Origin of the sequence: Actinomadura soli, assembly GCF_005889715.1 — a bacterium.
Lineage (GTDB): Bacteria > Actinomycetota > Actinomycetes > Streptosporangiales > Streptosporangiaceae > Spirillospora > Spirillospora soli.
Genome location: NZ_VCKW01000154.1, coordinates 1 through 21,410 on the forward strand (window position 1 = coordinate 1; position 21,410 = coordinate 21,410).

Sequence of the window (21,410 nt, forward strand, 5' to 3'; positions counted from 1 at the left end):
GCACCACCTGATCCCGCGGCACGTCCTGCTCAGCCGGGGTCCGCTCCCTGGACCCGCCGCCGGGCGCGGCCGGCGAGTTCGCGGGCCGCGGCCGGCGTGCTGTCGAGCATCGGGCCGATCTCCTCGAACGGCATGCCGAACAGGTCGTGCAGGACGAACGCCAGCCGGTCGGACGGCCGCAGCGATTCCAGCACCACGAGCAGCGCGAGCCCCACCGAGTCGGCGATCAGCACCTCGTGCCGGGGTTCGTCGCCGACCTCCCGCGGCGGGGCGGGGCGCCCCGACCGGCGCGAGCGCAGCATGTCCAGGCAGACCCGGCCGACGACGGTGGTCAGCCAGCCGCCGAGGTGATCGGCGGCGCCGGTCTCGGATCGGGTGAGCCGGAGCCGGGCCTCCCGGACGGCGTCATCGGCTTCGGCCGGGGAACCGAGCATCCGGCCGGCGACGGCCGTCAGGTGCGCGCGGTGCTCGTCGAACCGTTCGGCAAGGAATTCGCGCTCGTCCATCCTGGCCCCTTGACACCATTTCTTGTGGCCAATTCATTTACCGAGCGGCCGCACTTGCCAATCAGCACGGCCCGCACCGGGCTCGCGCCGCTCGGACCCGAGTGGCGTCCTCCAGAATTGGACTATAGCCCGGCGTCCCGCACGAAATCGATGTTCAATACCGTGCGCCGGTGAGCCGGGCGGCAGATCATCACGGCCTCACCGTTCGCCGCCTTCTCCCGAGGCCGTCCCGGTCGGTGCGTAGAGGACGTCGCGGGCCTGCTCGGCGGCGCGCATGAGGCTCTCGCTGACGAAGTCGAGAAAGCGGGCGGCGTTCTCCAGCCGGACGGCGGCCGGGGTGCCGGGGCGCAGGACGGCGACGCCCTGCCGCGCCGCCTCGGCGAACTGGTCGTTGGAGCGGGCGCTGCGGATCATCGACTGGTACCACAGGTCGTCGTCGACGACGTAGCGCTCGCGGCGGCGTTCGTCGCGCTCGCGGCGGACGAGTTCCAGATTCTCCAGGAACGCGATCGCCTTGGAGATGGACGCCGGGCTGACCTGCAGGCGCTGGGCGAGCTCGGACGCGGTGAGGCTGCCGGAGTCGGTGCTGTAGAGGCAGGCCAGCACCCGGGCCATCATCTTGGGCAGGCCCGAGGCCATGAAGACGGTGGTGAGCGTCTCGGTGAACTCGCTCACGGCCTCGGCGTCGCGTCCGTAGGGCTGCGCCGCCGCCCGCACTCCCCGGGGCGCGGCCTGCCCGCGCCGGTGCGCGCGGCGTTCGGTGGCGCGGTGGGCGAGGTCGGCGCGGTAACCGGCCGGGCCGCCGTTGCGCATCACCTCGCGCGTGACCGTCGAGGTCGGACGGTCGAGGCGGCGGGCGATCTCGGCGTAGGGCAGGTTGTCGGCCAGCCCCAGCGCGATCTGCCGGCGGTCCTGCTGGGTGAGCCTGCCTCCGGGCATCGCGATCTCCTTGCTGGCCCTCGTGGTGGTGTCCGACCCCGCCAGCATAGCGTTCACCTCCACTCCATTGCAATGAGCACACACCACTCATTGCGTTAGCTGCGAAGCTGTTGCAACGATCTTTCAGCTTTTACCTGCAAAGATGCATCTCCAACGCAACATCTGCCTTGCAGGAAACTGGAACGCAACGTAGCGTTTCCATTATTAGAAACAACGGAGCGCAAAGGAGAGCACGATGCAGACCTTCGACACCCCCGCCCCGATCGCCGCCGTCGTCGACCTCCCCGCCGGACGCGTCCGGTTCATCGCCGCGGACCGGGCCGACACCGCGGTCGAGGTCCTGCCCGCGAACGCCGCCAAGGGCCGCGACGTGAAGGCGGCGGAGCAGACCACGATCGGCTACGGCAACGGGGTCCTGCGGATCCAGGCTCCGGCCGGGAACCAGGTCCTCGGCCAGTCCGGGGCCGTCGAGGTGACGGTCAAGCTGCCCGCCGGCTCCCGGGTCGAGGCGAGGACGTCCGGCGCCGAGCTGCGGACCGTCGGGCGCCTCGGCGACATCGCCTTCGAGGGCGGCTACCGCCACATCAAGATCGACGAGGCCGCCGCCGTCCGCCTCACCGCGGCGGACGGAGACGTCGAGATCGGCCGCCTCACCGGCCCCGCGAACGTCAGCACCCAGCGGGGCGACATCCAGATCGAGGAGGCCACGGGCGGCACGGTCGTGCTGAGCACCCTGTCCGGCGACATCTCGGTCGGCGCCGCCACCGGCGTCTCGGCCGCCCTGGACGCCGGCACCTCCTACGGACGCGTCGTCAACGCCCTCAAGAACGACGGCACCGCCGACCTCGAGATCCGCGCCACCACCTCCCGCGGTGACATCACCGCCCGCAGCCTCTGAACCCGCGGCCCCCCTGAAGGAGCAGAACCATGACGAACCTGGCCATCGCCGCGAACGGGCTGCGCAAGTCCTACCCCGGCAAGGACGGCGACAAGGTCGTGCTCGACGGCATCGACCTGGCCGTCCCCGAAGGAACGATCTTCTCGCTGCTCGGCCCCAACGGCGCCGGGAAGACCACCACCGTCCAGATCCTGTCCACCCTGATCCGCGCCGACGGCGGCCAGGTCCGGGTCGCGGGACACGACCTGGACCGCCGGGCCGACGACGTGCGCGGCGCGATCGGCGTCACCGGGCAGTACTCGGCCGTCGACAAGCTGCTCACCGGCGAGGAGAACCTCCTCCTCATGGCCGACCTCAAGCACCTGCCCCACCGCGAGGGCAGGCGCAAGGCGGCCGAGCTGCTGGAGCGCTTCGACCTGGTCGACGCGGCGCACAAGACCGCCGCCACCTACTCGGGCGGGATGCAGCGCCGGCTCGACCTGGCGATGACCCTGGTCGGCGACCCCCGGCTGATCTTCCTGGACGAGCCCACCACCGGCCTCGACCCGCGCAGCCGCCGCACCATGTGGGGCATCGTCCGCGACCTCGTCGCCGGCGGCACCACCATCTTCCTCACCACCCAGTACCTGGAGGAGGCGGACCAGCTCGCCGACCACATCGCCCTCCTCGACCACGGACGGCTGATCGCCGAAGGCACCGCCGACGAGCTCAAGCGGCTCATCCCCGGCGGGCACGTCTCGCTGCGGTTCACCGACGACGACGCGCTCAAGGACGCGCTCGCGGCGCTCGGCCAGGGCTTCGTGAACCCGTCCGACGAGGACCGGCTCACGCTGCAGGTCCCGTCCGACGGCGGTGTCGCGGCACTGCGCGACCTGCTCGCCCGGCTGGACGCGGCGGGCGTCGAACCGGCCGACCTGAGCGTGCACACCCCCGACCTCGACGACGTCTTCCTCACCCTCACCGGCCAGAACACGGAGACCCCCCGATGAGCACCCTCGCCCTCGCCGCCCGCGACTCGTCCACCATGGTCCGGCGCCAGCTCAAGCGCCTGGTGCGCTACCCGTCCATGACCGTGCAGCTGCTGATCACGCCCGTCATCCTCCTGTTCCTTTTCGTCTACGTCCTCGGCGGCACCCTCGGCGCGGGCATCGGCGGCGGCCGCGACACCTACGTCGACTACGTCGTCCCCGGCATCCTGCTGATGGCCGCCACCATGGCCGCGACCGGAACCGCCGTCATGGTCGCCACCGACATGACCGAGGGCATCATCGCCCGCTTCCGCACCATGCGGATCTCCCGGGCCTCCGTCCTGACCGGCCATGTCGTCGCCAGCGTCGTCCAGCAGCTCCTCGGCATGGCCGTCGTCATCGGCGTCGCCCTGGCGATGGGCTTCAGTCCCAACGCCACCGCCGTCGAATGGCTGGCCGTCGCCGGACTGCTCACCCTGTTCGTCGTGGCCATCACCTGGCTGTCGGTCGCGCTCGGCCTGAAGTCCCCGACACCCGAGGCGGCGAGCAACGCCCCGATGCCCCTGGTCTTCCTGCCCTTTCTCGGCAGCGGCTTCGTCCCCACCGACTCCATGCCCACCGCCCTGCGCTGGTTCGCCGACTACCAGCCCTTCACCCCGATCATGCAGACCGTCCGCGGCCTCCTGCTCGGCACCCCGATCGACAACAACGCCGCCATGGCCATCGCCTGGTGCACCGGCATCGGCGTCCTCTCTTATCTCTGGGCCAAGCACACCTACAACAGGTCCTGACCATGACCCGCCCGACCAGGGCCGTCAGACCACCGGTCTGACGGCCCTCACCTTGTTCCCTGCGGTGCGGGCGGGGCCCCAGGCACCCCGGCCAGACGAGCATTAGCGGATGGCCGTTCCGGTGCTTTTCAGACGTCCACTTCAAAGAGCACCCGGCTCGGCGGTGAACGCGGGCTGAAGATCAACTGACGTGAATAGGATTCAAATGGGACATACTGGGACAGATGCCCTGATAGTGTCCTCAGGTCGCTGGAATCTCAGCAATCCGTGCTTCCCGGATGAGGCGTTGTGCCAGCCTAGATACGAACTGTACGCATCCGAGTACGTATTACTCAGTATCGTGATCTTCACCGTCGAGGCACTGAGGACGCCGATGCCTGACTACTTCGAACCAGCTGCCGACGCCGAGCACCAGGGTGCCCGGCAGAACGGCAGGTCAATGACCCGTGGCACGCGTCGGCAGGACAGTATGCGCACCTATCACCTGTCCATTTCCGTGCTTCCCGCGACCATTGTGGGTGTGCTCGGCGTCGCCGCCGTCGTCGTCCTGTACGGCGGACACACCGTAACCCAGCAGACACGCCTGGTGCTGGCCGCGGCGGCACTGGGGGCGGCGATCACCATCGGCGCCGCCGTCGTCGCGGCGGACGCGGCCACCCGCCGGGTGCAGCGGCTGCACGCCCAGTCGTCCGTCCGCGACCGTGAGAACGTTCTCTGGCGGCTCGGCGAGCTCGGGTCCCTGGTCGCCCACGGCCGTCGCGACCTGCAGAAGCTGTCCGCGGGGCTCAGCGCCGGTGAGAAGGCGTCGACCCGCAGCGAGGACTTCCCCGCCCCCGACTCCGGCGATCCCGTCATGCTGCTCGCGTACGAGCTGCGGAAGGCGCAGAGCGAGGCGTGGAACGCCGTGGTCGCCGCCGCGGCCCGCGAGCCCGCAGGCAGCGCCGGGCGGCGGGTCGGCGTCTTCGTCAACCTCGCCCGCCGGATGCAGTCGCTGTCGCACCGGGCCATCCAGGGGCTGGACGAGCTGGAGAACCAGGTCGAGGACCCGGACCTCCTCAAGGGGCTGTTCAAGGTCGACCACCTCACCACCCGGACGCGCCGCCAGGCCGAGAGCCTCGCCGTGATCGGCGGCGCCGCGTCCCGCCGCCGCTGGACGAAGCCGGTGAGCGTCTACGAGGTGCTGCGCTCCGCCATCGCCGAGGTCGAGCACTACAACCGGGTCAAGGTGGTGCCGCCGATCGAGGGGAGCCTGCACGGCAGCGCCGTCGCGGACGTCGTCCACCTGCTGGCCGAGCTGGTCGAGAACGCCACCAAGTTCTCCCCGCCGAACACGCAGGTGCTGATCCGCGTCGAGGCCGTCAGCGCGGGCCTCGCCATCGAGGTCGAGGACCGCGGCATCGGCATCCCGCGGGGAGACCAGCGCCGGATGAACGAGCTGCTCGCCGACCAGGATCGGGCCGACACCGAGGAGCTGCTGAAGGACGGGCGCATCGGGCTCCTCGTGGTCTCCGCGCTCGCCCGCCGCCACAAGATCCGCGTCCAGCTCCAGGGCAACGTCTACGGCGGGACGCAGGCCGTCGTCGTCGTGCCCCAGGACCTGGACGGCACCCAGGCCGAGGCCGCGGAGGCCGCCGAGGAGCAGCACCGGGCCGAACGGGCCCACGCGCGGCCCGCCCGCCCCCCGGCCGCGGCAGCCGCGACAGCGGCGCCGGTGAGGGCGGCGGCGCCCGTCTCCGGGGGCGTGCCGAGCGTCGAGACCGGGCCGCACCTGACACTGGACGACCGGGACGTCCTCGGCGTCGGCCCGCTCGGGCGCCCGTCCGCCGTGGACGGGCAGCTCCGCCGCCCGCACCGTCCCGCGCACGCGCGGCCGTCCACCCCGGCGGCGGACGTGCCCGACCTGCCGGCCGCCTCCACCGGCCCTCTCCCGGTCGTCGAGCCGGGCTCCGGCACCTCCGGCCCGGCCCCCGCCGGTCCGGCCTCCAGTGGACCGGGCGCCTCCGGGCTGGGCGCGGGCGAGCCGGGCGCTCCCGGGAACGGCGGTGCGCGGCCGCCGTTGCCGCGGCGGCAGGCCCAGACGCACCTCCCGCCCGAGCTGGCGGACGCCCCCGTCTTCCAGCAGGACGACCAGGACCAGGAAGTCGAACACAATCCCGGATTGATGGCGGCGTTCCAGAAGGGCATCCGCAGCGTCCAGGAGGACGACGGCGCCGCGGATGGCCCGGACAGCGCGGGCTGACGATTCATCTCTCATGGTAAGGAGCGTCCATTGAGTGCTGTCTCCCCGAACCAGGCTCAAGATCTTGCTTGGCTGTTGCGGGGGCTGAGCGACGAGGTTCCGGTCATACGCGGCAGCGTGCTGCTGTCCTCCGATGGCCTGCTGAAAGCCGCCCACGGCTTCGACCGCGCCAGCGCGGAGCAGCTCTCCGCGCTCGCGTCGGGATTCTTCTCCATAGCGCGGAGCACCGGAATGAAGTTCGACGACAGCAATGAGGTGCGTCAGGTGGTCGCGGAGCTCAAGTCCAGCCAGCTTTTCATCTCCTGGGCCGGTTTCAATTCGGTGCTGGCGGTGCTGGCGAGGGCGGACGCCGACCCGTCCGTCGTCGGCTTCGAGATGGCACGGCTGATCAAGGCCGTCCGGCCCTTCCTGCACACCGCCGCACGGTCGGCGGCGACCGTGCCGGGCGACCGGAACCGAATGCCATGACGGCGGGCGACGAGGAGGAGGTCTGGGTCGACGACAACGCCGGCCCCCTGGTACGCCCGTACACGGTGACCGACGGCCGCACCCGTCCGACCGTCGAGCTGGACCTGCTGTCCCTGGTGGTCTCGGACGGCGTCCTTCCCCCGGCCCTCGACCCGGAGCACGCCGAGGCGCTGAAGCTGTGCCGCACCCCCATGTCCGTCGCCGAGGTCGCGGCGCATCTGCGGCGCCCCGTCGCGGTCACCAAGATCCTGATCGCCGACCTGATGGACCAGCGGGCGATGAGCCGGCAGATGGCGCACACCGCCGCCGACCCCAACGACCGAGCCCTTTTGGAGAAACTGCTCGATGGCCTACAACGAGCCTGAGATGGCCTACCACGAGCCTGAGATGGCCTACTACGAGCCCGAGGTGCCTTCCACGCAGGTCAAGATCCTTATAGCGGGCGGGTTCGGCGTCGGGAAGACGACGTTCGTCGGTTCGGTGAGCGAGATCGAACCGCTGAGCACCGAGGAGCTGATCACCTCCGCCAGCGTCGGCATCGACGATCTGGGCGGCGTGGCGGAGAAGTCCACCACCACCGTCGCGCTCGACTTCGGCAGGCTCACCTTCGACCAGCACGGGATCGTCCTCTACCTGTTCGGCACGCCCGGGCAGCGGCGCTTCTGGTTTCTGTGGAACGAGCTGTCGGCCGGGGCGCTCGGCGCCGTCGTCCTCGCCGACACCCGCCGCCTCGAAGACTGCTTCGAGGCCGTCGACTTCTTCGAGAACCGGGGCACCCATTTCCTGGTCGCCGTGAACGAGTTCGACGCCGCCTTCCGCTACGACCCCGACGAGGTGCGCGCCGCCCTCGGGCTCGACTCCCGCGTGCCGATCGTGCTGTGCGACGCACGGGACCGCTCCTCCGCCATCACGGTGCTGCGCGCCCTGGTGCGGCACCTTCTCACCGCCGCCTCCGCCACGTCCGCCGCCGCCAACTCCGTCTGACGCAGAACCGCCACACATGGAGCATCCCGTGACTCACGACCCGCTGTACGAACCGTCCGGCCACCGCCTGACCCCCGTCGACCCCGACGTGCCGCAGCGGATGACGCGGCTGCGCGAGCTCGGCCTCGGGCAGGGGCCGGACGGCGAGCTCGACGCGCTCGCCCGCGATCTCGCCGAGACCGCCCGGCAGATCGTCGGCTCCGAGCACCCGCCCTTCGCGATGGTCAACTTCGTCACGGACCAGCAGTACCTCGCCGGCCTGTACGCCCCGTCGGTCCCGGGCGCCGACCCGGCGGGCGCCGTCGAGCTCGGCCGGGAGGTGCCGCTCGACCACGGGTACTGCCCGCACGTCGTGGTGCGGCGCAAGGCGCTCGTCCTGGACGACGTGTGCGACTACCCGCGCTTCGCCGGCAACCCGGTCGTCGACAAGCTCGGCATCCGCACCTACGCCGGGGCTCCGCTCATCGACCGGACGGGCACCGTCCTCGGCACGATCTGCATCATCGACCGGGAGCCGCGGCCGTGGGGCCATCCCGGGCTCAACCTCATCAAGGAGCGGGCGGCGGACCTGATGCAGCTGGTCCGCCGCCGCGAGGGGCTGCCCGGCTAGTTCCGAAGGCCGCCGGTCTGGTCCGGAAGGTCGCCGGGCTGGTTCCGAGGGCCGCCGAACCGGTTCGGCGGGCCGCCGGGCTAGTTCAGGACGTGGCCGCCGAGCACGCCCGCGGAGAGCAGCTCGAACTCGGTGGCGACGCCGGCGATGTCGGCCTTGAGGAACTCGATCGCCGTCCGGGCCGCGCGCGGGTCCGCGCCGGTGTCGGCGGCCCACCGCATGACCCGGCCGATCGCGAACGCGTAGGCGATCGCGCGGCCCGCCAGGACCAGGTGCTCCTGGCGCAGGTCCCGATCAAGGAAGCTCAGGTCCAGCCCGTGCGCGGTGACCGCGGACGCCGTGAGCGGCCACTCGGCCAGGAACCGGCTCAGCGCGCGGCCGTCGGTCCTGGCGAGGCAGTGCTCCGTGAGCTGCTGGCTGAGCAGGTCGTTGGTGCCGTCGAAGATGGTGTAGACCCGGGCGTCGAGGAACGCCTGGGCGGAGATGTTCGTCGGCGACCCGCAGCGGTACCCCTCCCCGCCGACGAGCTGCTGGTAGTGGTGCGCCGCGCTGAGCATCCGCTCGGTGGCGACCGTCTTGATGGCCTGGACGGCGGGAAACGCGCCGATCATCTCCTCCTTCATGTTCAGCGCGGTCCGCAGATGATGGTTGAGCGCCGAGCAGACGACGTAGGACGCGTCGATCGCCGCCAGCCGGTACCGGACGAAGCGGATCGCCGACTGCGGACCGGGCCCGATCCTGCGGCGTTCGGCGTAGGAGTGCGCCTCACGGCTGACGCGGCGCAGGAACCCGCAGCCCATCGCCGCCATCATCGCCCGCGACGCCATGAGCATCTCCACCATCGGGCGCAGGGTGCGCCCGTCGGCGGCGATCCGCCGGTGCCGGGGGACCACCGCGTCGATCTCGTTGAGCCCGTAGTCGATGACCTTCAGGCCCAGCGGCTCGTAGGGCCGCAGCGTGCGGAACCCTTCGCTGCGCTTGACGATGAAGTAGCCGTACTCGCGCCGGTCGCGCGTCTCGTTCTTCGCGCTGACCAGCCACCAGTGGGCGCTGCTGCTGAACGCCTGCCAGTGTTTTCGGCCGCGGATCCGGTACCCGCCCTCGACCTCCTCGAAGGTCGTCGTCATCGCGGACATGGCCGAGCCGCAGCCGGGCTCGGTCGAGGCGAATCCGGCGATCATGGGATCGCCGCCCGCGTAGGCGGGCAGCACCTCGCGCCTGGCCTCGTCCCCGGCCCACAGCACGATGGGCCGCAGCGCGACCGCGCTGATCACCGTGACGTACATGCCGAGTGGCAGGTTCCATTCGGACAGGGTCTCCACGACCTCGCACATCTCGGCGTGGTCGTCCCGGCCGCCGTACTCCTTGGGCAGCGTCGGCAGCAGCACGCCGGCCTTCGTGAGCAGCGTCCAGTCGTCGGCGGGCAGGTTCTGCTGCGGGTAACTCGCGGAATCGAATCGAGGGGCGACGGTCTCTATACCGCCGATGAATTCGTTCGTCGACAGGGACAGGAGATCATTCGTCATGAGGTCCGCTCTCACGGGTCGGCCTGGCTCTGCGGGGGAAGTCGTCAGGGTCCGGCGATCATGAGCGCGCCGATGTCGATTCACCAGCGCGGTATCGGGCCATGAACCACCTCCGGAACCCGCCTTCTGGAGCGACTAGGCCATAGTTAATCGCCTGGTCACCTTGCGCAAGGAACATCTGGCTTACCGTGAGCCCAGATGAAAACTGTTTCACCTCATTGACCTGCGTACACCGGCGGCCCGGCTGACTTTCCCGCAGCACGCGGCGCAGCCTGGCCGCGGGAGGCCCGAAGCGCTCGACGGGGACTCCTAATCCGCTTCTGGGAACGGAAAGATCCCTGGTCAGCGGACCGCACATCGCAACGGACGCCCGCTGCGGCCGGCAGTTCACGCAATCGAACCCGGCCGGTGCCACTCGCGAATCCGTCGCTGACCTGCACACTGACTTGATCTTAGTCGGAAATCTCAGCCCGCTCGACCCATTCGCACCAAACGGCCATCGCACCTCACAATGAACACGATGACCATGCAGCTCATCGTCCTCCCGGGAAACGCCGTGTGGGAACCGGGGTGTGCATCCCGGCGCGATCCGCCACTTCGCGCCGCAACGGTCCGTGTTCGGTGCTGACAGGTATGTGGAAAAGCTTGTGATCAGCGCCTCTGGCACAAACCAATTACTCCCGGCCTTCGCGGCCGCTACGCGCACTGCTTCCAGGCGAAGTGGTATCTCGTCCTGTTGCCGCCGTCGGCGTTCATGGAGATGGAGCTGACCTTCGACGGGTCCGAGGTGCCAAGGTCGGCGCGCAGCTCGGTGTTGACGCCGAGGTCGCGCTCCAGGTCGCACGGCTTCCACACGAGCCGCTCCACCGGTGTCCGGACGACGACCTGGAAGTCGTCGTTCTGGGGGCCGGCCAGGTTGACCGTGGTGATCGTGGCGGGCGGGCCGCCCTGGAGGTGGTGGCCGGACCTCTGGGCGGCCTTCGCGCCGGGCTGCAGGTCGGCGCCCAGCCGGTACTGCACCTCCGAGATGGCGTAGGTGAAGCGCGGCGGGACGTTCACCTTCAGGGAGATCTGGCAGACCTTGCGCGCGTCGGTCGGCGCCGACGCGCCGCCCACCCGGGCCGTGAAGCCGCTGTAGGCGATGGTGAAGGTCTCGCGGTCGGCCGAGAGGACGGCCTCGGCGGTGCCGGGCCGGCAGCCGGAGCCGCTCATGTTCGCGATCTCGATCGTGACACCGCCGGGGCCGGGGACGGGCCGCGGCGCGGAGGCGGCAACGGCGGGGAATGCCGTGGCCAGGACGGCGAGCGCCGCGGCGCCCGAGGCGGAAATTGCGATGCCCTTGCGCATGCGAATTCCTCTTTATGGGAGGCACCACTCAATGGGCGAAGATCATCAGACCGGATGGTAACCGGGCCTCCAGGCGCTGTCAATCATTGATCACCGGAAGTCAACTAGCATTTTTGACAAGGAACGTTCCACACCCCGCCCGACATTTGAAGCACCTGGTCAGAGAGGGTTTCCCCGGCACCCGGGCAGCCACCGGGCGGACCGAATTCATCCTTTCTCGTCATGGACGTCCTGCCAGCGGTTTATCGTGAGTTCGCCGCTCTCGACTTCGACCGCGGAGGAGCACGATGGAGTTCGAACTGCGTCCCGAGCAGGGCGTTCCGCCCGTGCTGCTGGGAGCGACTCTGGCGGCGGCCCGATCGGCGCTCCAGGGCCTGGGGTTCCTCGCCGTGGAGGACTTCCGGCGTGCGCACGACGAGCCCGGCGCCCTGTTCTTCACCGGCCCCGCCGGACGGGTCTCCGGGTTCGTCTACGGCGACGAGGACGGACGGGTCGTCGCGATCGAGATCGCCAACCCCAATCCGCGTAACGCGCCCGGAGAGGGGCAGGACGCGGTCGTCTACTCCGGGCTCGACGTCTTCAGCACCCCCGCCCCGGACGTCATCGAGGCGCTCTATGCCGGGACCGTGGTGGAGGTCGACGGCGATTCGGTGATTGTCCCCGATCTGTTCATGGAGTTCTCGCTGGGAGGGGAACATCATGACCGTGTCGACGACGACGGAGGGGCCACATTTTTCAGCGGTGTGCTGCTGGCCGGCGAGGGTTACTACTGAGACGAGGATTTGACACCGTGGTGGCGCCCGGATGAAGCGAATTCGCTGAGGAAAGGATGCAGGGTGGACGCACTGAGAGTGATTCTCCTGATCTGCCACCTGGCGGCACTGGCCGGGGTGGTCGTGGCGTTCGTCGCCCACCTGTCGGCCTCACGGTCGTTCCTGAGGGTGCTGGCCGGGGCGGCCGGCGGCCTGCTCGGCACCGGCCTGCTGCTGCTGGCCGTCGACGCGCTGGACGACGAATCGATCAACTGGGCCAAGATGATCACGAAGCTGGTCATCTCGACGGCGGTGCTCGCGGCCGCGCTGCTGGCCCGGAGCCGCGAGGACGGGGAGCGGCCGGGCACGTTCTTCTACGGCGCCGGGCTGCTCGCCCTCGTCAACACGATCGTCGCGGTCGCCTGGACATGACCGGCCGCCGCCCCCGGTGAGGGCGGCCCGGCCGCTTCCCCCGTGCGGCCGGGCCGCCCTCACGAACGTGCGAGAGGTCTACGAACGTGCGGGATGGCTACGCGCGTGCGGGATGGCTACGCGCGTGCGGGATAGGGCAGGAGGCCGGCGTCGATCTTCTCCCAGGAGGCGCGCAGGTCGGCGAGCACGGAGGGCTGGCGCCGGGCCAGGTCGGCCTGCTCCCGGGGGTCCTCGGCCAGGTTGTGGAGCGTCTCGCCCTTGGCGGTGCGCAGGTACTTCCAGTCGCCGCGGCGCAGCGCCCGCTCGTCCCTGGTCCGCCAGAACAGGTCGCGGCGCGGCGGGCGGGCCCCCTGGCGCAGGTACGGGACGAGGCTGTGCCCGTCGAGCGGATGCCCCGCGCCCGGGCGGACACCGGCGGCGTCCAGCAGCGTGGCGGTCCAGTCGTGGGTGATGACGGGCACGTGGCTGACCTGGCCGGGACGGATCGCGGCGGGCCAGCGCAGGATGTTCGGGACCCGGATGCCGCCCTCGTTCAGCCCGCCCTTCCCGCCGGACAGCGGCCACTGGTAGGAGAAGCGCTCGCCGCCGTTGTCGCTGCTGAACAGGACGATGGTGTCCCTGTCCTGGCCGGTGGCGCGGAGGGCGCGCAGGACGCGTCCGACGGCGCCGTCCAGGCTCTCGACCATCTTGCGGTAGGTGTCGAGGGAGCCGCCGTCGTCGTGCCACAGCGCCCGCGAGTCGCCCGCCTTGATCCGCGCCGTGATCTGCGCGCTCACTTCCCGGTCGCCGGGCGCCTCCCACGGCCAGTGCGCGGCGGTGAAGTTGAGGTTAAGCAGCCACGGCCGGTCGTGGCCCTGCCGGATGAAGCCGGCGGCGCGGTCGGCGAGGGTGTCGGTGTAGTAGTCGAGGGACTCCGCCGGCACCTCGCCCTCGTACAGGTCCACGCCCGTGCCGGAGACCTTGGAGTAGTAGTCCACCGCTCCGGACAGGTTGCCGAAGAACACGTCCCAGCCCGACTTGACCGGGCTGTACCAGGGCAGGAAGCCGCAGTGCCACTTGCCGAACATGGCGGTGGCGTATCCGGCGCCCTTCAGCAGCGATCCCAGGGTGGGATGCTCGGGCGGGATCCCGACGAGCTCGTGCGGGCGGGCGATGGGTTCTTCGAGCCCGCCGCGGAGCCGTCCCGGATAGCGGCCGGTGTAGAGCGCGAACCGGGTGGGCGAGCAGACGGCCGCCGCCGAGTAGCCCTGGGTGAAGCGCACGCCCTCGCGGGCCAGCCGGTCCAGGTGGGGCGTCCTGATGTGGGGCGATCCGTAGCTGCTCAGATCGGCCCAGCCCAGGTCGTCGCCGATGACGACCAGGATGTTGGGCCGTGCGGGCCGTCCGCGGCCGGGGTCGGCCCGGAACTCCCGTTCGGCCGCCTCCGCCGAGGCGGTGCCGCCCGGCAGCGCCGCGCCCGCCGCGACCCCGGCCGCCACGGCCCCCGCCGCGGCCAGCTCTCTCCTGCTCAGTCCCGCCCCGCCGGCGTCACGCCGTTCTCCCATTCCTGCACCTTCCCTTAACTCGATTAACCAGATTGGAAAAGTATGAAAACGGCGTGACGAGCCGAGGTTCCACTGTTCGGTACCGGCGGGCGTCAGGCGTCAGGCCCTCAAGCCCCAGACCTCAGGCGAGCGCCCAGCGGATCTGTGTGCGGACACCGGGGTCCGGATCGGACAGGGCCTCGGTGAGGGCGACGAGGACCTCCGGGCGCTCCGCCGCCCACTGCTCCAGCGACCGCACGACGGCCCGCCGGACCTCCACGGTCTCGTCGCGCAAGGCCCGGATGAGCGGCGGGACGGCGCCCTCCGGGTCGCCCTTGGCCAGCGCGACGGCGGCGGTCCGGCGCACCTGCCGGCTCGTGTCGTCGAGGAGGGCGCGCACGACGCGGAGCTCCAGGTCCTCCGGGACGCCCAGCTGCGCGGCGGCGTCCAGCGCGGCCATGCGGACGACCGGGTCGTGATCGGTGAGCAGGTGCGCGAGGGCGGTCAGCCCCTCGGGCCGCGCGATCCGCGCCAGCCCTTCGGCCACGGCCACCCGGACCTCGCGGGCCGGGTCGTCGGCCGCCTCGACCACCCGGCCGACGGCGTGCAGCGCGACGAGGCCGGACACGGCCTGGACACGGACATGGGCCTCGCCGTCGTCCAGGCCGTGGGCGTACAGATCGGCCGCCGCCTCGGTCAGGCCGGCGAGCAGCTCGGCGGCGACCTCGCGGACGAACGGTTCGCGCCCGCGCGCGGCGGCCAGCATCAGTGCCTTGACGCCGTCGTCGGCCAGGTAGAGCTCGGGCAGCTCGCGCAGGGCGCCGGCCGCGCTGCGGCGGACGTCCTCGTGCTCGTCGGCAAGCGCCCATGCCAGCGCGTCGCCCGTGCCGTACGGGGCGCGACCGGCGCGGGCGCTCCTGATCAGGGCCCCGAGGGCGGCGTCGCGCACCTCGGGCTCGGGGTCGCGCAGGTACACCTCGACGTCGTCGAAGCGGAGATCGTCGAGAAGGCGCGGGTCGATGCCGCGGTCACGCGGACCGCGGCCGGACGGATCGGTGCTGTGGGTGATCGACATGATGGGTCCTCCGGGTGAGCCGTCAGGGCCGGTACTGGATACGGGTCAGCGGCCGGAACACAGCGCGGCGGCCTGCCGTCGCAGATCGACGTGCAGCCGCGCGACGAGGACCTCACCTGGATTCACGCGCCCATCGTCCGGCAAATTTCCACCTAAGTCAACCTGTTAAATAGGAAATCGGGTGATTGACGCCGGGGTGCACGAATCTGCTATACAGGTAATCCATACTTGTTTAGTATGTGATGTCCATATGGGAGGGAAGATGCGGTCTCTGCTCGTGCTCGCGCTGGTCGGCCTCGGCGCCCAGCTCGTCGACGGCAGCCTGGGCATGGCCTACGGCGTCACCTCCACCACGCTCCTGCTGGCCGCGGGCACCAACCCGGCCGCCGCGTCCGCCACCGTCCACCTCGCCGAGATCGGCACCACGCTGGTCTCCGGCACCGCCCACTGGCGCTTCGGCAACGTGGACTGGCGCGTCGTCGCCCGCATCGGCCTGCCCGGCGCGGCCGGGGCCTTCGCGGGCGCCACCTTCCTCTCCTGGATCTCCACGGAGGTCGCCGGGCCGCTGATGGCGCTCATCCTGCTCGGGCTCGGCACCTACGTCCTGGCCCGCTTCACCCTGGCCGGGCTGCCGTCAGGGAACCTGGACAAGCCGCTGCGCAGGCGCTTCCTCTCCCCGCTCGGCCTGGTCGCCGGGTTCGTCGACGCCACCGGTGGCGGCGGCTGGGGGCCGGTCGGCACCCCCGCCATCCTGGCCAGCGGGCGGATGGAGCCCCGCAAGGTCATCGGCTCCATCGACACCAGCGAGTTCCTGGTGGCCGTCGCCGCCAGCATCGGCTTCCTGACCGGCCTCGGCGGCGCCGGGGTCGATCTGGCCTGGGCCGCCGCCCTGCTCGCGGGCGGGGTCGTCGCCGCGCCGATCGCGGCGTGGCTCGTCCGGCACCTGCCGCCCCGCGTCCTCGGCTCGGCCGTCGGCGGGCTGATCATCCTCACGAACGCGCGCACGCTGCTCAACAGCGACTGGGTCGAGGCGCCCGGCGCCGCCCGGTATCCGCTGTACGCCGGCGTCTACCTGCTGTGGGCCGGTGCCCTCGCGCACTCGATCCGGGAGCACCGCCGTGAGAGCGCCCTGGCGGAGAAGACGGCCGCCCAGGTCAAAGAGGGCGCGGCGGCCTGACACCGCGTCAGGCCGGACACCGCGTCAGGCCGACACAGGGCCGACACAGCCTCAGGCGGCGGTGACCGGTAGGCCCGCCGCGCGCCAGGCGTGGAAGCCGCCGGTCACGTCGGTCGCGTGCGCCAGGCCCAGGTCCTGCAGCGCGACGGCGGCCAGGCTGGAGGTGTAGCCCTCCGAGCACAGGACGATCACGCGCACGTCGTGTCCGGTGGCCTGCGGGATGCGCGCGGCGGACGCGGGGTCGAGGCGCCATTCCAGGACGTTGCGCTCGATCACGAGCGCGCCCGGCACCTCGCCCTCGTCCGCGCGCTGGGCGGCCGGACGGATGTCGACCAGCAGCGCCCCCTCCCGCCACCGGCCGTACGCCGCCTCCGGGCTCAGCCGCTGGAGCCGCGCACGGGCCTCGGCCAGGACGTCGTCAATGGTGCGCGGCCGCCGTGTCGCCTTCGCGCTGGTCAACGGTGCTCGGGTCACCATTGCCCGGCCTCCTCCGTGGCGAGCCGGACCAGCCGGTCGCCGACGAGGTCGTAGCGGTTCATGGTCGACAGCGGCGGCGAGTAGACGTGGACGCTCACGGCCGGCGCGGCCGACACGTTGCGCACCTCGTGGACGTACTCGGCGCCGAACGCGCGGGCCCGTCCGGGCGTGACCTCCTGCACGCCGCCCAGGTCGCGCTCCTCCAGGCTGCCGAGCGCGACCGCGAACGCGCCCCGCGATCCCCCGTGGTCGTGCAGGCCGGTGCTCTGCCCGGGCAGCCAGCTGATCAGCCAGATCTCCTGCCCGGCGTCCCGGTGCAGGCGCTCGTACCAGCGGCCGCGCGGGTCGAGCCGGACGCGCGGCAGCCACTCGTCGGACCGTTCGGCCAGGTCGGCTACCGTGGCGGCCAGGCCGGACACCCGCGACGCGGTAGTACTGATGGTCATGTGATTCGTTCCTTCGATCTCTGGACGGACTGCGGTCGGCCGGCGTTCAGGCGCGGCGACACAGCCCGGCGGCCAGCCGTCCGAGATCGACGTGCCGCCGGGACCAGAGCGAGGCCCAGAAACTCATGGGGCCAGCATGACAGGAATTCCCTACTTAATCAATCTGAATAGTCGTTTGAGGTTCTGGCAACGGCGCCGGTTCCGCCAGGGCCCGCACGTGGGCGGGCAGGCGGCCGTTGGTGAGATCGTCCAGGGTGGTCTCGTCCAGGACGCGGCGAAGGGCGGTGTCCGCGGCACGCCAGAGCTGTTCCAGGTGCGCGGCAGCGCCCGACGCTGGTCGCTCGTCGAGCGGATGCGGGCCGTCGTCCGCGGGCGCGTAGGTGGTGTCCATGGCCCGCACCACCTCCCCGGCCGTGATCTGGGCCGCCGGTCTCGCCAGCCGGTATCCGCCGTCATGGCCCCGCTGGCTGACGACGAGCCGCGACCGTCTGAGCTCCCCGAGGATGGTCTGCAGGAAGGTGAACGGCATCTGCTCGGCCTCGGCCAGCGCGGGCGCGCTGATCGGCTCGGGTCCCGCGGCCGCCATGGCCAGCAGGGCGCGCATCGCGTAGTTGGTGCGGGCGGTGACGTACACGGTGCTGCTCCCCGATCCCAGGTCGCATCAGCTCGCTGGGACCGTGGCGGCCTGGACGGAGGGCCGGACATGCACCTCGGTGCCCGCCTCGGCTGACAGCCGGCCTGCCGACTCTCTCGTCATCTGCGCCCACGCCGGATGTTCCTCGCCCGGCTCCCCCGGCTCCCGCACCTGGAACTCCACCCGGGTCTCGAACCCGAGGCGCACCACGCGGGTGATCACCGCCGGTCTCGTCCCCGGCCCGGGTTCGGTGGAGATCACCACATCGTGCGGGCGCAGCAGCCGCCCGCCGATCTCGGTGACGGGCCCGAGGAACCGCATCACGAACGGGCTCGCCGGGTTGTCGTAGATGTCGCCGGGCGCCCCGGCCTGCTGGACGACGCCGTCCGCCAGCACCACGATCGTATCGGCGACCTCGATCGCCTCCTCCTGGTCGTGGGTGACGAAGACGGTCGTGACATGCACCTCGTCGTGCAGGCGGCGCAGCCACGTCCGCAGTTCCTTGCGGACCTGGGCGTCCAGGGCGCCGAACGGCTCGTCCAGCAGCAGCACCTCAGGGTTCACCGCCAGCGCCCTGGCCAGGGCCATGCGCTGGCGCTGCCCGCCCGACAGCTGGGCCGGGTACCGGGCCGCGAACTGGTCGAGATGGACGAGCTCCAGCAGCTCCTCGACCCGCTTCTTGATCTCCGGCTTCGGACGCTTGCGGATCTTCAGCCCGAACGCGACGTTCTCGAAGACCGTCATGTGCTTGAACGCCGCGTAGTGCTGGAACACGAACCCGACGCCGCGCCGCTGCGGCGGCAGCCGGGTCGCGTCCTTGCCGGAGATCAGCACCTGCCCCGAGTCGGGTCTCTCCAGCCCCGCGATCACGCGCAGCAGGGTCGACTTGCCGCCGCCGCTCGGGCCGAGCAGCGCGGTCAGCGAGCCGGACGCCACGTCCACCGACACGTCCCGCAGGACGGCCGCCTCGCCGAACGACTTGTTCACATCTCGGATCTCGATCGCCATCAGGAGCCGTCCTTCGGTCGCAGGAGCTTGGTCGCCAGGAGGCTGGCGACCGCGATGACCGCCAGCGCGAGCGCGGCGGCGTAGGACGCCTGCACGTCGAAGTTCTCGAAGCGCTCCTCGACGAACAGCGTCAGGGTCTGGGTCTGGTCGACCGTCCGGCCGGACACGACGGCCACGGCGCCGTACTCGCCCAGCGCGCGGGCGAGGGAGAGGACGATGCCGTAGCCGAGCGCCGCCCGGATGCCGGGGAGGGTGATGCGGCGGAACGTCTGCCACCCGCCCGCACCCAGCGTCTGCGCGGCCTGTTCCTGCTCGTCGCCCATCTCCTCCAGGACCGGGACGATCGAGCGCACCACGAGGGGCAGGCAGACGAACACCGTCGCCAGCACCATCCCGGGCGTGGAGAAGATGATCTGGATGCCGCGGCCCTCCAGCCAGCCGCCCGCCGGGCTGAACGCGCCGTACACCAGGATCAGCGCCAGCCCGACGACGACCGGGGACACCGCGAGCGGCAGGTCGATCAGCGCGCTGAGCAGCCGCTTCCCCGGGAAGTCGTGCCGGACGAGCAGCAGCGCCGCCAGCACCCCGAACAGCGTGTTCAGCACGACGGCCCAGCCCGCCACGACGAGCGTCACCTGGAATGCGTGCAGCGCCGAGTGCGTGGTGAGCGCGTCGATGAACGGGCCCGGGCCGTCCCCGAACGTCCGCCAGCCGATCAGCCCGATCGGCAGGATCAGCAGGAACAGCAGGTAGGTCAGGACGATCACGCGCATCCCGTGCTTAGCCACGGCGGGCCCCCCAGCGGCGCATCAGGTCGATGGTCAGCAGGACCAGCAGCGATAGCACGAGCAGGGCCGTCGACGTCGCCGCGGCGGCGGCCGTGTTGTCGCTCTCGATCTGCCCGAAGATGTGGACGGCCGCGACCTGCGTCTTGAACGGGACGTTCCCGGAGATCAGCACCGTCGAGCCGAACTCCGCGACGGCGCGGGTGAAGGCCAGGGCGGTGCCCGCCAGCATGGCCGGCACGAGGTTCGGCAGGATGATCCGCCGGAAGATCGTCCAGTTGCCGGCGCCGAGCGACGCCGCGGCCTGCTCCATGTCCTTGTCCAGCTCCAGCAGGACCGGCTGGACGGTGCGGACCACGAACGGCAGCGTCACGAACAGCAGCGCCACGACGACGCCCGTCCGGGTGTAGGCCAGCGAGACGCCCAGCGGGCTGTCGGTGCCGTACAGCGTCAGCAGGACCAGGCCCGCCACGATCGTGGGCAGCGCGAACGGCAGGTCGATCAGCAGGTCCAGCAGACCCTTGCCGGGAAACGAGTCGCGCACGAGCACCCAGGCGATCAACGTGCCCATCACGAGGTTCACCAGCGCCACCACCAGGGAGGCGATGACGGTCAACTTCAGCGCGGCCCAGGCGTCGGGGGTGGTGATCGCGTCCCAGAACCCGCCGGGGCCCTGCGAAGCGCCCTTCCAGATCACGGCCGCCAGCGGGATCAGGACCACCGCGCTCAGGAAGATGGTCGCGATGCCGACCCCGATCGCGGTGCCGCCGGCCCCACCGGCTCCGCCGCCCAGCCCGACCGGCCGGACGGACCGGCCCTTGCCCCCCGGTGGGGAGTCAGGGCCGGCCGTCGCGACCTTCTCGTCGAGCGTGGCGGTCGTGCTCTTCGTCGTCTCGCTCATCGACGAGGCCCTAGCCCTCCACCGAGACGCCGATGCCCTTTTCGACATCGGCCATGATGCTGCCCTTGGGGTCGAAGAACTCGGTCGACACGGTCTTCCAGCCGCCGAGGTCGTTGATGGTGAACAGCCCGGCCGGACGGGGGAACTGCTCGGCGCCGGGGACGCCGTCCACCACGGGCCGGTAGCCGTTCTTGACGAAGATCTCCTGCGCCTTCTTGCCGTACAGGAACTTCAGGAAAGCCTTGGCCTCGGCGGGGTACTTGCTCTTCTTGGTCACCGCGACCGGGTTCTCGATCAGGATCGTGGAGTCCGGCACGGTGTAGTCGAGCGGCTGCTTGCTCTGCTTGGCGAAGATGGCCTCGTTCTCGTACGCGAGCAGCACGTCGCCCTTGCCGCCCGCGAACGTCTGCAGCGACTTGCGGGCGCTGGAGTCCTGGACGGGGACGTTCTTGAACAGCGAGTGCAGGTACTTGGTGCCCGCCGCCTTGTCGGTGCCCTTGTTCGCCTTGGCGCCGTAGCCCGCCAGGACGTTCCAGCGCGCCCCGCCGGACGTGAACGGGTTCGGGGTGATGACCTCGACGCCCGGCTTGACCAGGTCGTCCCAGGTCTTGACGTTCTTGGGGTTGCCCTTGCGGGTCGCCAGGACGACGACCGAGTCGGTGACCATCCCCTTCTCGGGGCCGGTGTTCCAGTCCCCGGCGACGAGACCGGCGTCCACGAGCCGCGTCATGTCCGGCTCCAGGGACAGCGCGACGACGTCGGCCTTGAGCCCGGACGCCACCGCCCGGCTCTGCTCGCCGGACGAGCCGTAGGACTTGGTGAACGTGACGCCCTTGCCCTCGGGCGTCTTCTGGTACTCCTTGATGATCGCCTCGTACGCCGCCTGCGGCGTGGAGTAGGCCACCAGCGAGAGCCGGACCTTCC

General features: G+C 71.0%; 24 protein-coding genes and 1 pseudogene. 11 read left to right on the forward strand and 14 right to left on the reverse strand.

Annotation, left to right across the window (positions count from 1 at the left end; translation table 11 throughout):
• Positions 1-35: 35 nt before the first annotated feature.
• Together ETD83_RS26200 and ETD83_RS26205 are read right to left on the reverse strand one after the other, a co-directional pair.
• A pseudogene (locus ETD83_RS26200) lies at positions 36-506 on the reverse strand (sigma-70 family RNA polymerase sigma factor); the annotation flags it as partial.
• Positions 507-704: 198 nt separating this feature from the next.
• The gene (locus ETD83_RS26205) at positions 705-1,445 is read right to left on the reverse strand and encodes a GbsR/MarR family transcriptional regulator (RefSeq protein ID WP_138647887.1); all 741 of its coding nucleotides are present in this window, start codon (positions 1,443-1,445) and stop codon (positions 705-707) included.
• A gap of 235 nt (positions 1,446-1,680) precedes the next feature.
• On the opposite strand from ETD83_RS26205, the gene ETD83_RS26210 reads away from it, so the two are divergent.
• From ETD83_RS26210 to ETD83_RS26245, 8 genes are all read left to right on the forward strand, one after another.
• The gene (locus ETD83_RS26210; protein WP_138647868.1) at positions 1,681-2,343 is read left to right on the forward strand and encodes a DUF4097 family beta strand repeat-containing protein; all 663 of its coding nucleotides are present in this window, start codon (positions 1,681-1,683) and stop codon (positions 2,341-2,343) included.
• Positions 2,344-2,372: 29 nt separating this feature from the next.
• Complete coding sequence (locus tag ETD83_RS26215; protein WP_138647869.1) at positions 2,373-3,332, forward strand: ATP-binding cassette domain-containing protein; 960 nt, start codon at positions 2,373-2,375, stop codon at positions 3,330-3,332.
• Complete coding sequence (locus tag ETD83_RS26220; RefSeq protein ID WP_138647870.1) at positions 3,329-4,102, forward strand: ABC transporter permease; 774 nt, start codon at positions 3,329-3,331, stop codon at positions 4,100-4,102. The genes ETD83_RS26215 and ETD83_RS26220 overlap by 4 nt, the downstream gene beginning before the upstream one ends.
• A gap of 469 nt (positions 4,103-4,571) precedes the next feature.
• The gene (locus ETD83_RS26225) at positions 4,572-6,341 is read left to right on the forward strand and encodes a sensor histidine kinase (RefSeq protein WP_138647871.1); all 1,770 of its coding nucleotides are present in this window, start codon (positions 4,572-4,574) and stop codon (positions 6,339-6,341) included.
• A gap of 30 nt (positions 6,342-6,371) precedes the next feature.
• A complete protein-coding gene (locus ETD83_RS26230) occupies positions 6,372-6,809 on the forward strand; it encodes a roadblock/LC7 domain-containing protein (RefSeq protein ID WP_138647872.1) in 438 nt (145 codons plus the stop codon).
• Positions 6,806-7,174, forward strand: a complete 369-nt coding sequence (locus tag ETD83_RS26235; RefSeq protein ID WP_138647873.1) for a DUF742 domain-containing protein — start codon at positions 6,806-6,808, stop codon at positions 7,172-7,174. The genes ETD83_RS26230 and ETD83_RS26235 overlap by 4 nt, the downstream gene beginning before the upstream one ends.
• A gap of 22 nt (positions 7,175-7,196) precedes the next feature.
• Positions 7,197-7,793, forward strand: a complete 597-nt coding sequence (locus tag ETD83_RS26240) for a GTP-binding protein (protein ID WP_205717896.1) — start codon at positions 7,197-7,199, stop codon at positions 7,791-7,793.
• A gap of 28 nt (positions 7,794-7,821) precedes the next feature.
• Positions 7,822-8,403: a GAF domain-containing protein gene (locus ETD83_RS26245; RefSeq protein WP_230421190.1), complete on the forward strand. Its 582-nt coding sequence runs from the start codon at positions 7,822-7,824 to the stop codon at positions 8,401-8,403.
• 80 nt (positions 8,404-8,483) lie between these two features.
• On the opposite strand, the gene ETD83_RS26250 is transcribed toward ETD83_RS26245, so the two are convergent.
• Both ETD83_RS26250 and ETD83_RS26255 read right to left on the reverse strand, forming a co-directional pair.
• Positions 8,484-9,929, reverse strand: coding sequence for an acyl-CoA dehydrogenase family protein (locus ETD83_RS26250; protein WP_138647874.1), 1,446 nt, complete (start codon positions 9,927-9,929; stop codon positions 8,484-8,486).
• Positions 9,930-10,625: 696 nt separating this feature from the next.
• Positions 10,626-11,276, reverse strand: a complete 651-nt coding sequence (locus ETD83_RS26255; RefSeq protein ID WP_138647875.1) for a DUF4360 domain-containing protein — start codon at positions 11,274-11,276, stop codon at positions 10,626-10,628.
• Between the two features lie 287 nt (positions 11,277-11,563).
• On the opposite strand from ETD83_RS26255, the gene ETD83_RS26260 reads away from it, so the two are divergent.
• Complete coding sequence (locus ETD83_RS26260) at positions 11,564-12,049, forward strand: hypothetical protein (RefSeq protein WP_138647876.1); 486 nt, start codon at positions 11,564-11,566, stop codon at positions 12,047-12,049.
• 63 nt (positions 12,050-12,112) lie between these two features.
• Positions 12,113-12,460 carry a hypothetical protein gene (locus ETD83_RS26265; protein WP_138647877.1) on the forward strand — a complete coding sequence of 116 codons (348 nt, stop codon included), beginning with the start codon at positions 12,113-12,115 and terminating at the stop codon, positions 12,458-12,460.
• 116 nt (positions 12,461-12,576) lie between these two features.
• Here ETD83_RS26265 and ETD83_RS26270 read toward each other — a convergent pair whose 3' ends face one another.
• The 3 genes from ETD83_RS26270 to ETD83_RS46095 all read right to left on the reverse strand — a co-directional run bounded on the left by ETD83_RS26270 (position 12,577) and on the right by ETD83_RS46095 (position 15,184).
• A complete protein-coding gene (locus ETD83_RS26270; protein ID WP_138647878.1) occupies positions 12,577-14,004 on the reverse strand; it encodes a sulfatase-like hydrolase/transferase in 1,428 nt (475 codons plus the stop codon).
• A 121-nt stretch (positions 14,005-14,125) separates the two neighbouring features.
• Positions 14,126-15,058: a HEAT repeat domain-containing protein gene (locus ETD83_RS26275; protein WP_138647879.1), complete on the reverse strand. Its 933-nt coding sequence runs from the start codon at positions 15,056-15,058 to the stop codon at positions 14,126-14,128.
• Between the two features lie 45 nt (positions 15,059-15,103).
• A complete protein-coding gene (locus tag ETD83_RS46095; RefSeq protein ID WP_138647890.1) occupies positions 15,104-15,184 on the reverse strand; it encodes a putative leader peptide in 81 nt (26 codons plus the stop codon).
• Positions 15,185-15,320: 136 nt separating this feature from the next.
• Here ETD83_RS46095 and ETD83_RS26285 point away from each other — a divergent pair, with 136 nt between their 5' ends.
• A complete protein-coding gene (locus ETD83_RS26285; protein WP_138647880.1) occupies positions 15,321-16,235 on the forward strand; it encodes a sulfite exporter TauE/SafE family protein in 915 nt (304 codons plus the stop codon).
• 51 nt (positions 16,236-16,286) lie between these two features.
• Here the strand turns inward: ETD83_RS26285 and ETD83_RS26290 are convergent, their stop codons facing one another.
• The 7 genes from ETD83_RS26290 to ETD83_RS26320 all read right to left on the reverse strand — a co-directional run.
• Positions 16,287-16,712: a rhodanese-like domain-containing protein gene (locus ETD83_RS26290; RefSeq protein WP_138647881.1), complete on the reverse strand. Its 426-nt coding sequence runs from the start codon at positions 16,710-16,712 to the stop codon at positions 16,287-16,289.
• On the reverse strand, positions 16,706-17,158 hold the full coding sequence (locus tag ETD83_RS26295; RefSeq protein WP_138647882.1) for a cysteine dioxygenase: 453 nt from the start codon (positions 17,156-17,158) through the stop codon (positions 16,706-16,708). Before ETD83_RS26295 ends, ETD83_RS26290 begins: the two co-directional genes overlap by 7 nt.
• A 154-nt stretch (positions 17,159-17,312) precedes the next feature.
• The gene (locus tag ETD83_RS26300; RefSeq protein ID WP_138647883.1) at positions 17,313-17,792 is read right to left on the reverse strand and encodes an RrF2 family transcriptional regulator; all 480 of its coding nucleotides are present in this window, start codon (positions 17,790-17,792) and stop codon (positions 17,313-17,315) included.
• Between the two features lie 27 nt (positions 17,793-17,819).
• Positions 17,820-18,800 carry a sulfate/molybdate ABC transporter ATP-binding protein gene (locus tag ETD83_RS26305; RefSeq protein WP_138647884.1) on the reverse strand — a complete coding sequence of 327 codons (981 nt, stop codon included), beginning with the start codon at positions 18,798-18,800 and terminating at the stop codon, positions 17,820-17,822.
• Positions 18,800-19,588: a sulfate ABC transporter permease subunit gene (locus ETD83_RS26310; RefSeq protein ID WP_205717895.1), complete on the reverse strand. Its 789-nt coding sequence runs from the start codon at positions 19,586-19,588 to the stop codon at positions 18,800-18,802. The genes ETD83_RS26305 and ETD83_RS26310 overlap by 1 nt, the downstream gene beginning before the upstream one ends.
• Entirely contained in the window at positions 19,581-20,486 is a 906-nt protein-coding gene (gene cysT / locus ETD83_RS26315) for a sulfate ABC transporter permease subunit CysT (RefSeq protein ID WP_138647885.1), read from the reverse strand. Before cysT ends, ETD83_RS26310 begins: the two co-directional genes overlap by 8 nt.
• A 10-nt stretch (positions 20,487-20,496) precedes the next feature.
• A partial coding sequence (locus tag ETD83_RS26320) for a sulfate ABC transporter substrate-binding protein (protein WP_138647886.1) occupies positions 20,497-21,410 on the reverse strand: 914 nt, incomplete at its 5' end.

What these genes read in the sequence shown, in the direction of transcription:
- ETD83_RS26205 (WP_138647887.1), bottom strand. Translation starts at nt 1,445, where the DNA reads ATGCCCGGAGGCAGGCTCACCCAGCAGGACCGCCGGCAGATCGCGCTG.
- cysT (WP_138647885.1), bottom strand. Translation starts at nt 20,486, where the DNA reads ATGAGCGAGACGACGAAGAGCACGACCGCCACGCTCGACGAGAAGGTC.
- ETD83_RS26285 (WP_138647880.1), top strand. Translation starts at nt 15,321, where the DNA reads ATGCGGTCTCTGCTCGTGCTCGCGCTGGTCGGCCTCGGCGCCCAGCTC.
- ETD83_RS26270 (WP_138647878.1), bottom strand. Translation starts at nt 14,004, where the DNA reads ATGGGAGAACGGCGTGACGCCGGCGGGGCGGGACTGAGCAGGAGAGAG.
- ETD83_RS26215 (WP_138647869.1), top strand. Translation starts at nt 2,373, where the DNA reads ATGACGAACCTGGCCATCGCCGCGAACGGGCTGCGCAAGTCCTACCCC.
- ETD83_RS26255 (WP_138647875.1), bottom strand. Translation starts at nt 11,276, where the DNA reads ATGCGCAAGGGCATCGCAATTTCCGCCTCGGGCGCCGCGGCGCTCGCC.
- ETD83_RS26210 (WP_138647868.1), top strand. Translation starts at nt 1,681, where the DNA reads ATGCAGACCTTCGACACCCCCGCCCCGATCGCCGCCGTCGTCGACCTC.
- ETD83_RS26305 (WP_138647884.1), bottom strand. Translation starts at nt 18,800, where the DNA reads ATGGCGATCGAGATCCGAGATGTGAACAAGTCGTTCGGCGAGGCGGCC.
- ETD83_RS26295 (WP_138647882.1), bottom strand. Translation starts at nt 17,158, where the DNA reads ATGACCATCAGTACTACCGCGTCGCGGGTGTCCGGCCTGGCCGCCACG.
- ETD83_RS26235 (WP_138647873.1), top strand. Translation starts at nt 6,806, where the DNA reads ATGACGGCGGGCGACGAGGAGGAGGTCTGGGTCGACGACAACGCCGGC.
- ETD83_RS26260 (WP_138647876.1), top strand. Translation starts at nt 11,564, where the DNA reads ATGGAGTTCGAACTGCGTCCCGAGCAGGGCGTTCCGCCCGTGCTGCTG.
- ETD83_RS26250 (WP_138647874.1), bottom strand. Translation starts at nt 9,929, where the DNA reads ATGACGAATGATCTCCTGTCCCTGTCGACGAACGAATTCATCGGCGGT.
- ETD83_RS26290 (WP_138647881.1), bottom strand. Translation starts at nt 16,712, where the DNA reads ATGGTGACCCGAGCACCGTTGACCAGCGCGAAGGCGACACGGCGGCCG.
- ETD83_RS26220 (WP_138647870.1), top strand. Translation starts at nt 3,329, where the DNA reads ATGAGCACCCTCGCCCTCGCCGCCCGCGACTCGTCCACCATGGTCCGG.
- ETD83_RS26240 (WP_205717896.1), top strand. Translation starts at nt 7,197, where the DNA reads ATGGCCTACTACGAGCCCGAGGTGCCTTCCACGCAGGTCAAGATCCTT.
- ETD83_RS26225 (WP_138647871.1), top strand. Translation starts at nt 4,572, where the DNA reads ATGCGCACCTATCACCTGTCCATTTCCGTGCTTCCCGCGACCATTGTG.
- ETD83_RS26275 (WP_138647879.1), bottom strand. Translation starts at nt 15,058, where the DNA reads ATGTCGATCACCCACAGCACCGATCCGTCCGGCCGCGGTCCGCGTGAC.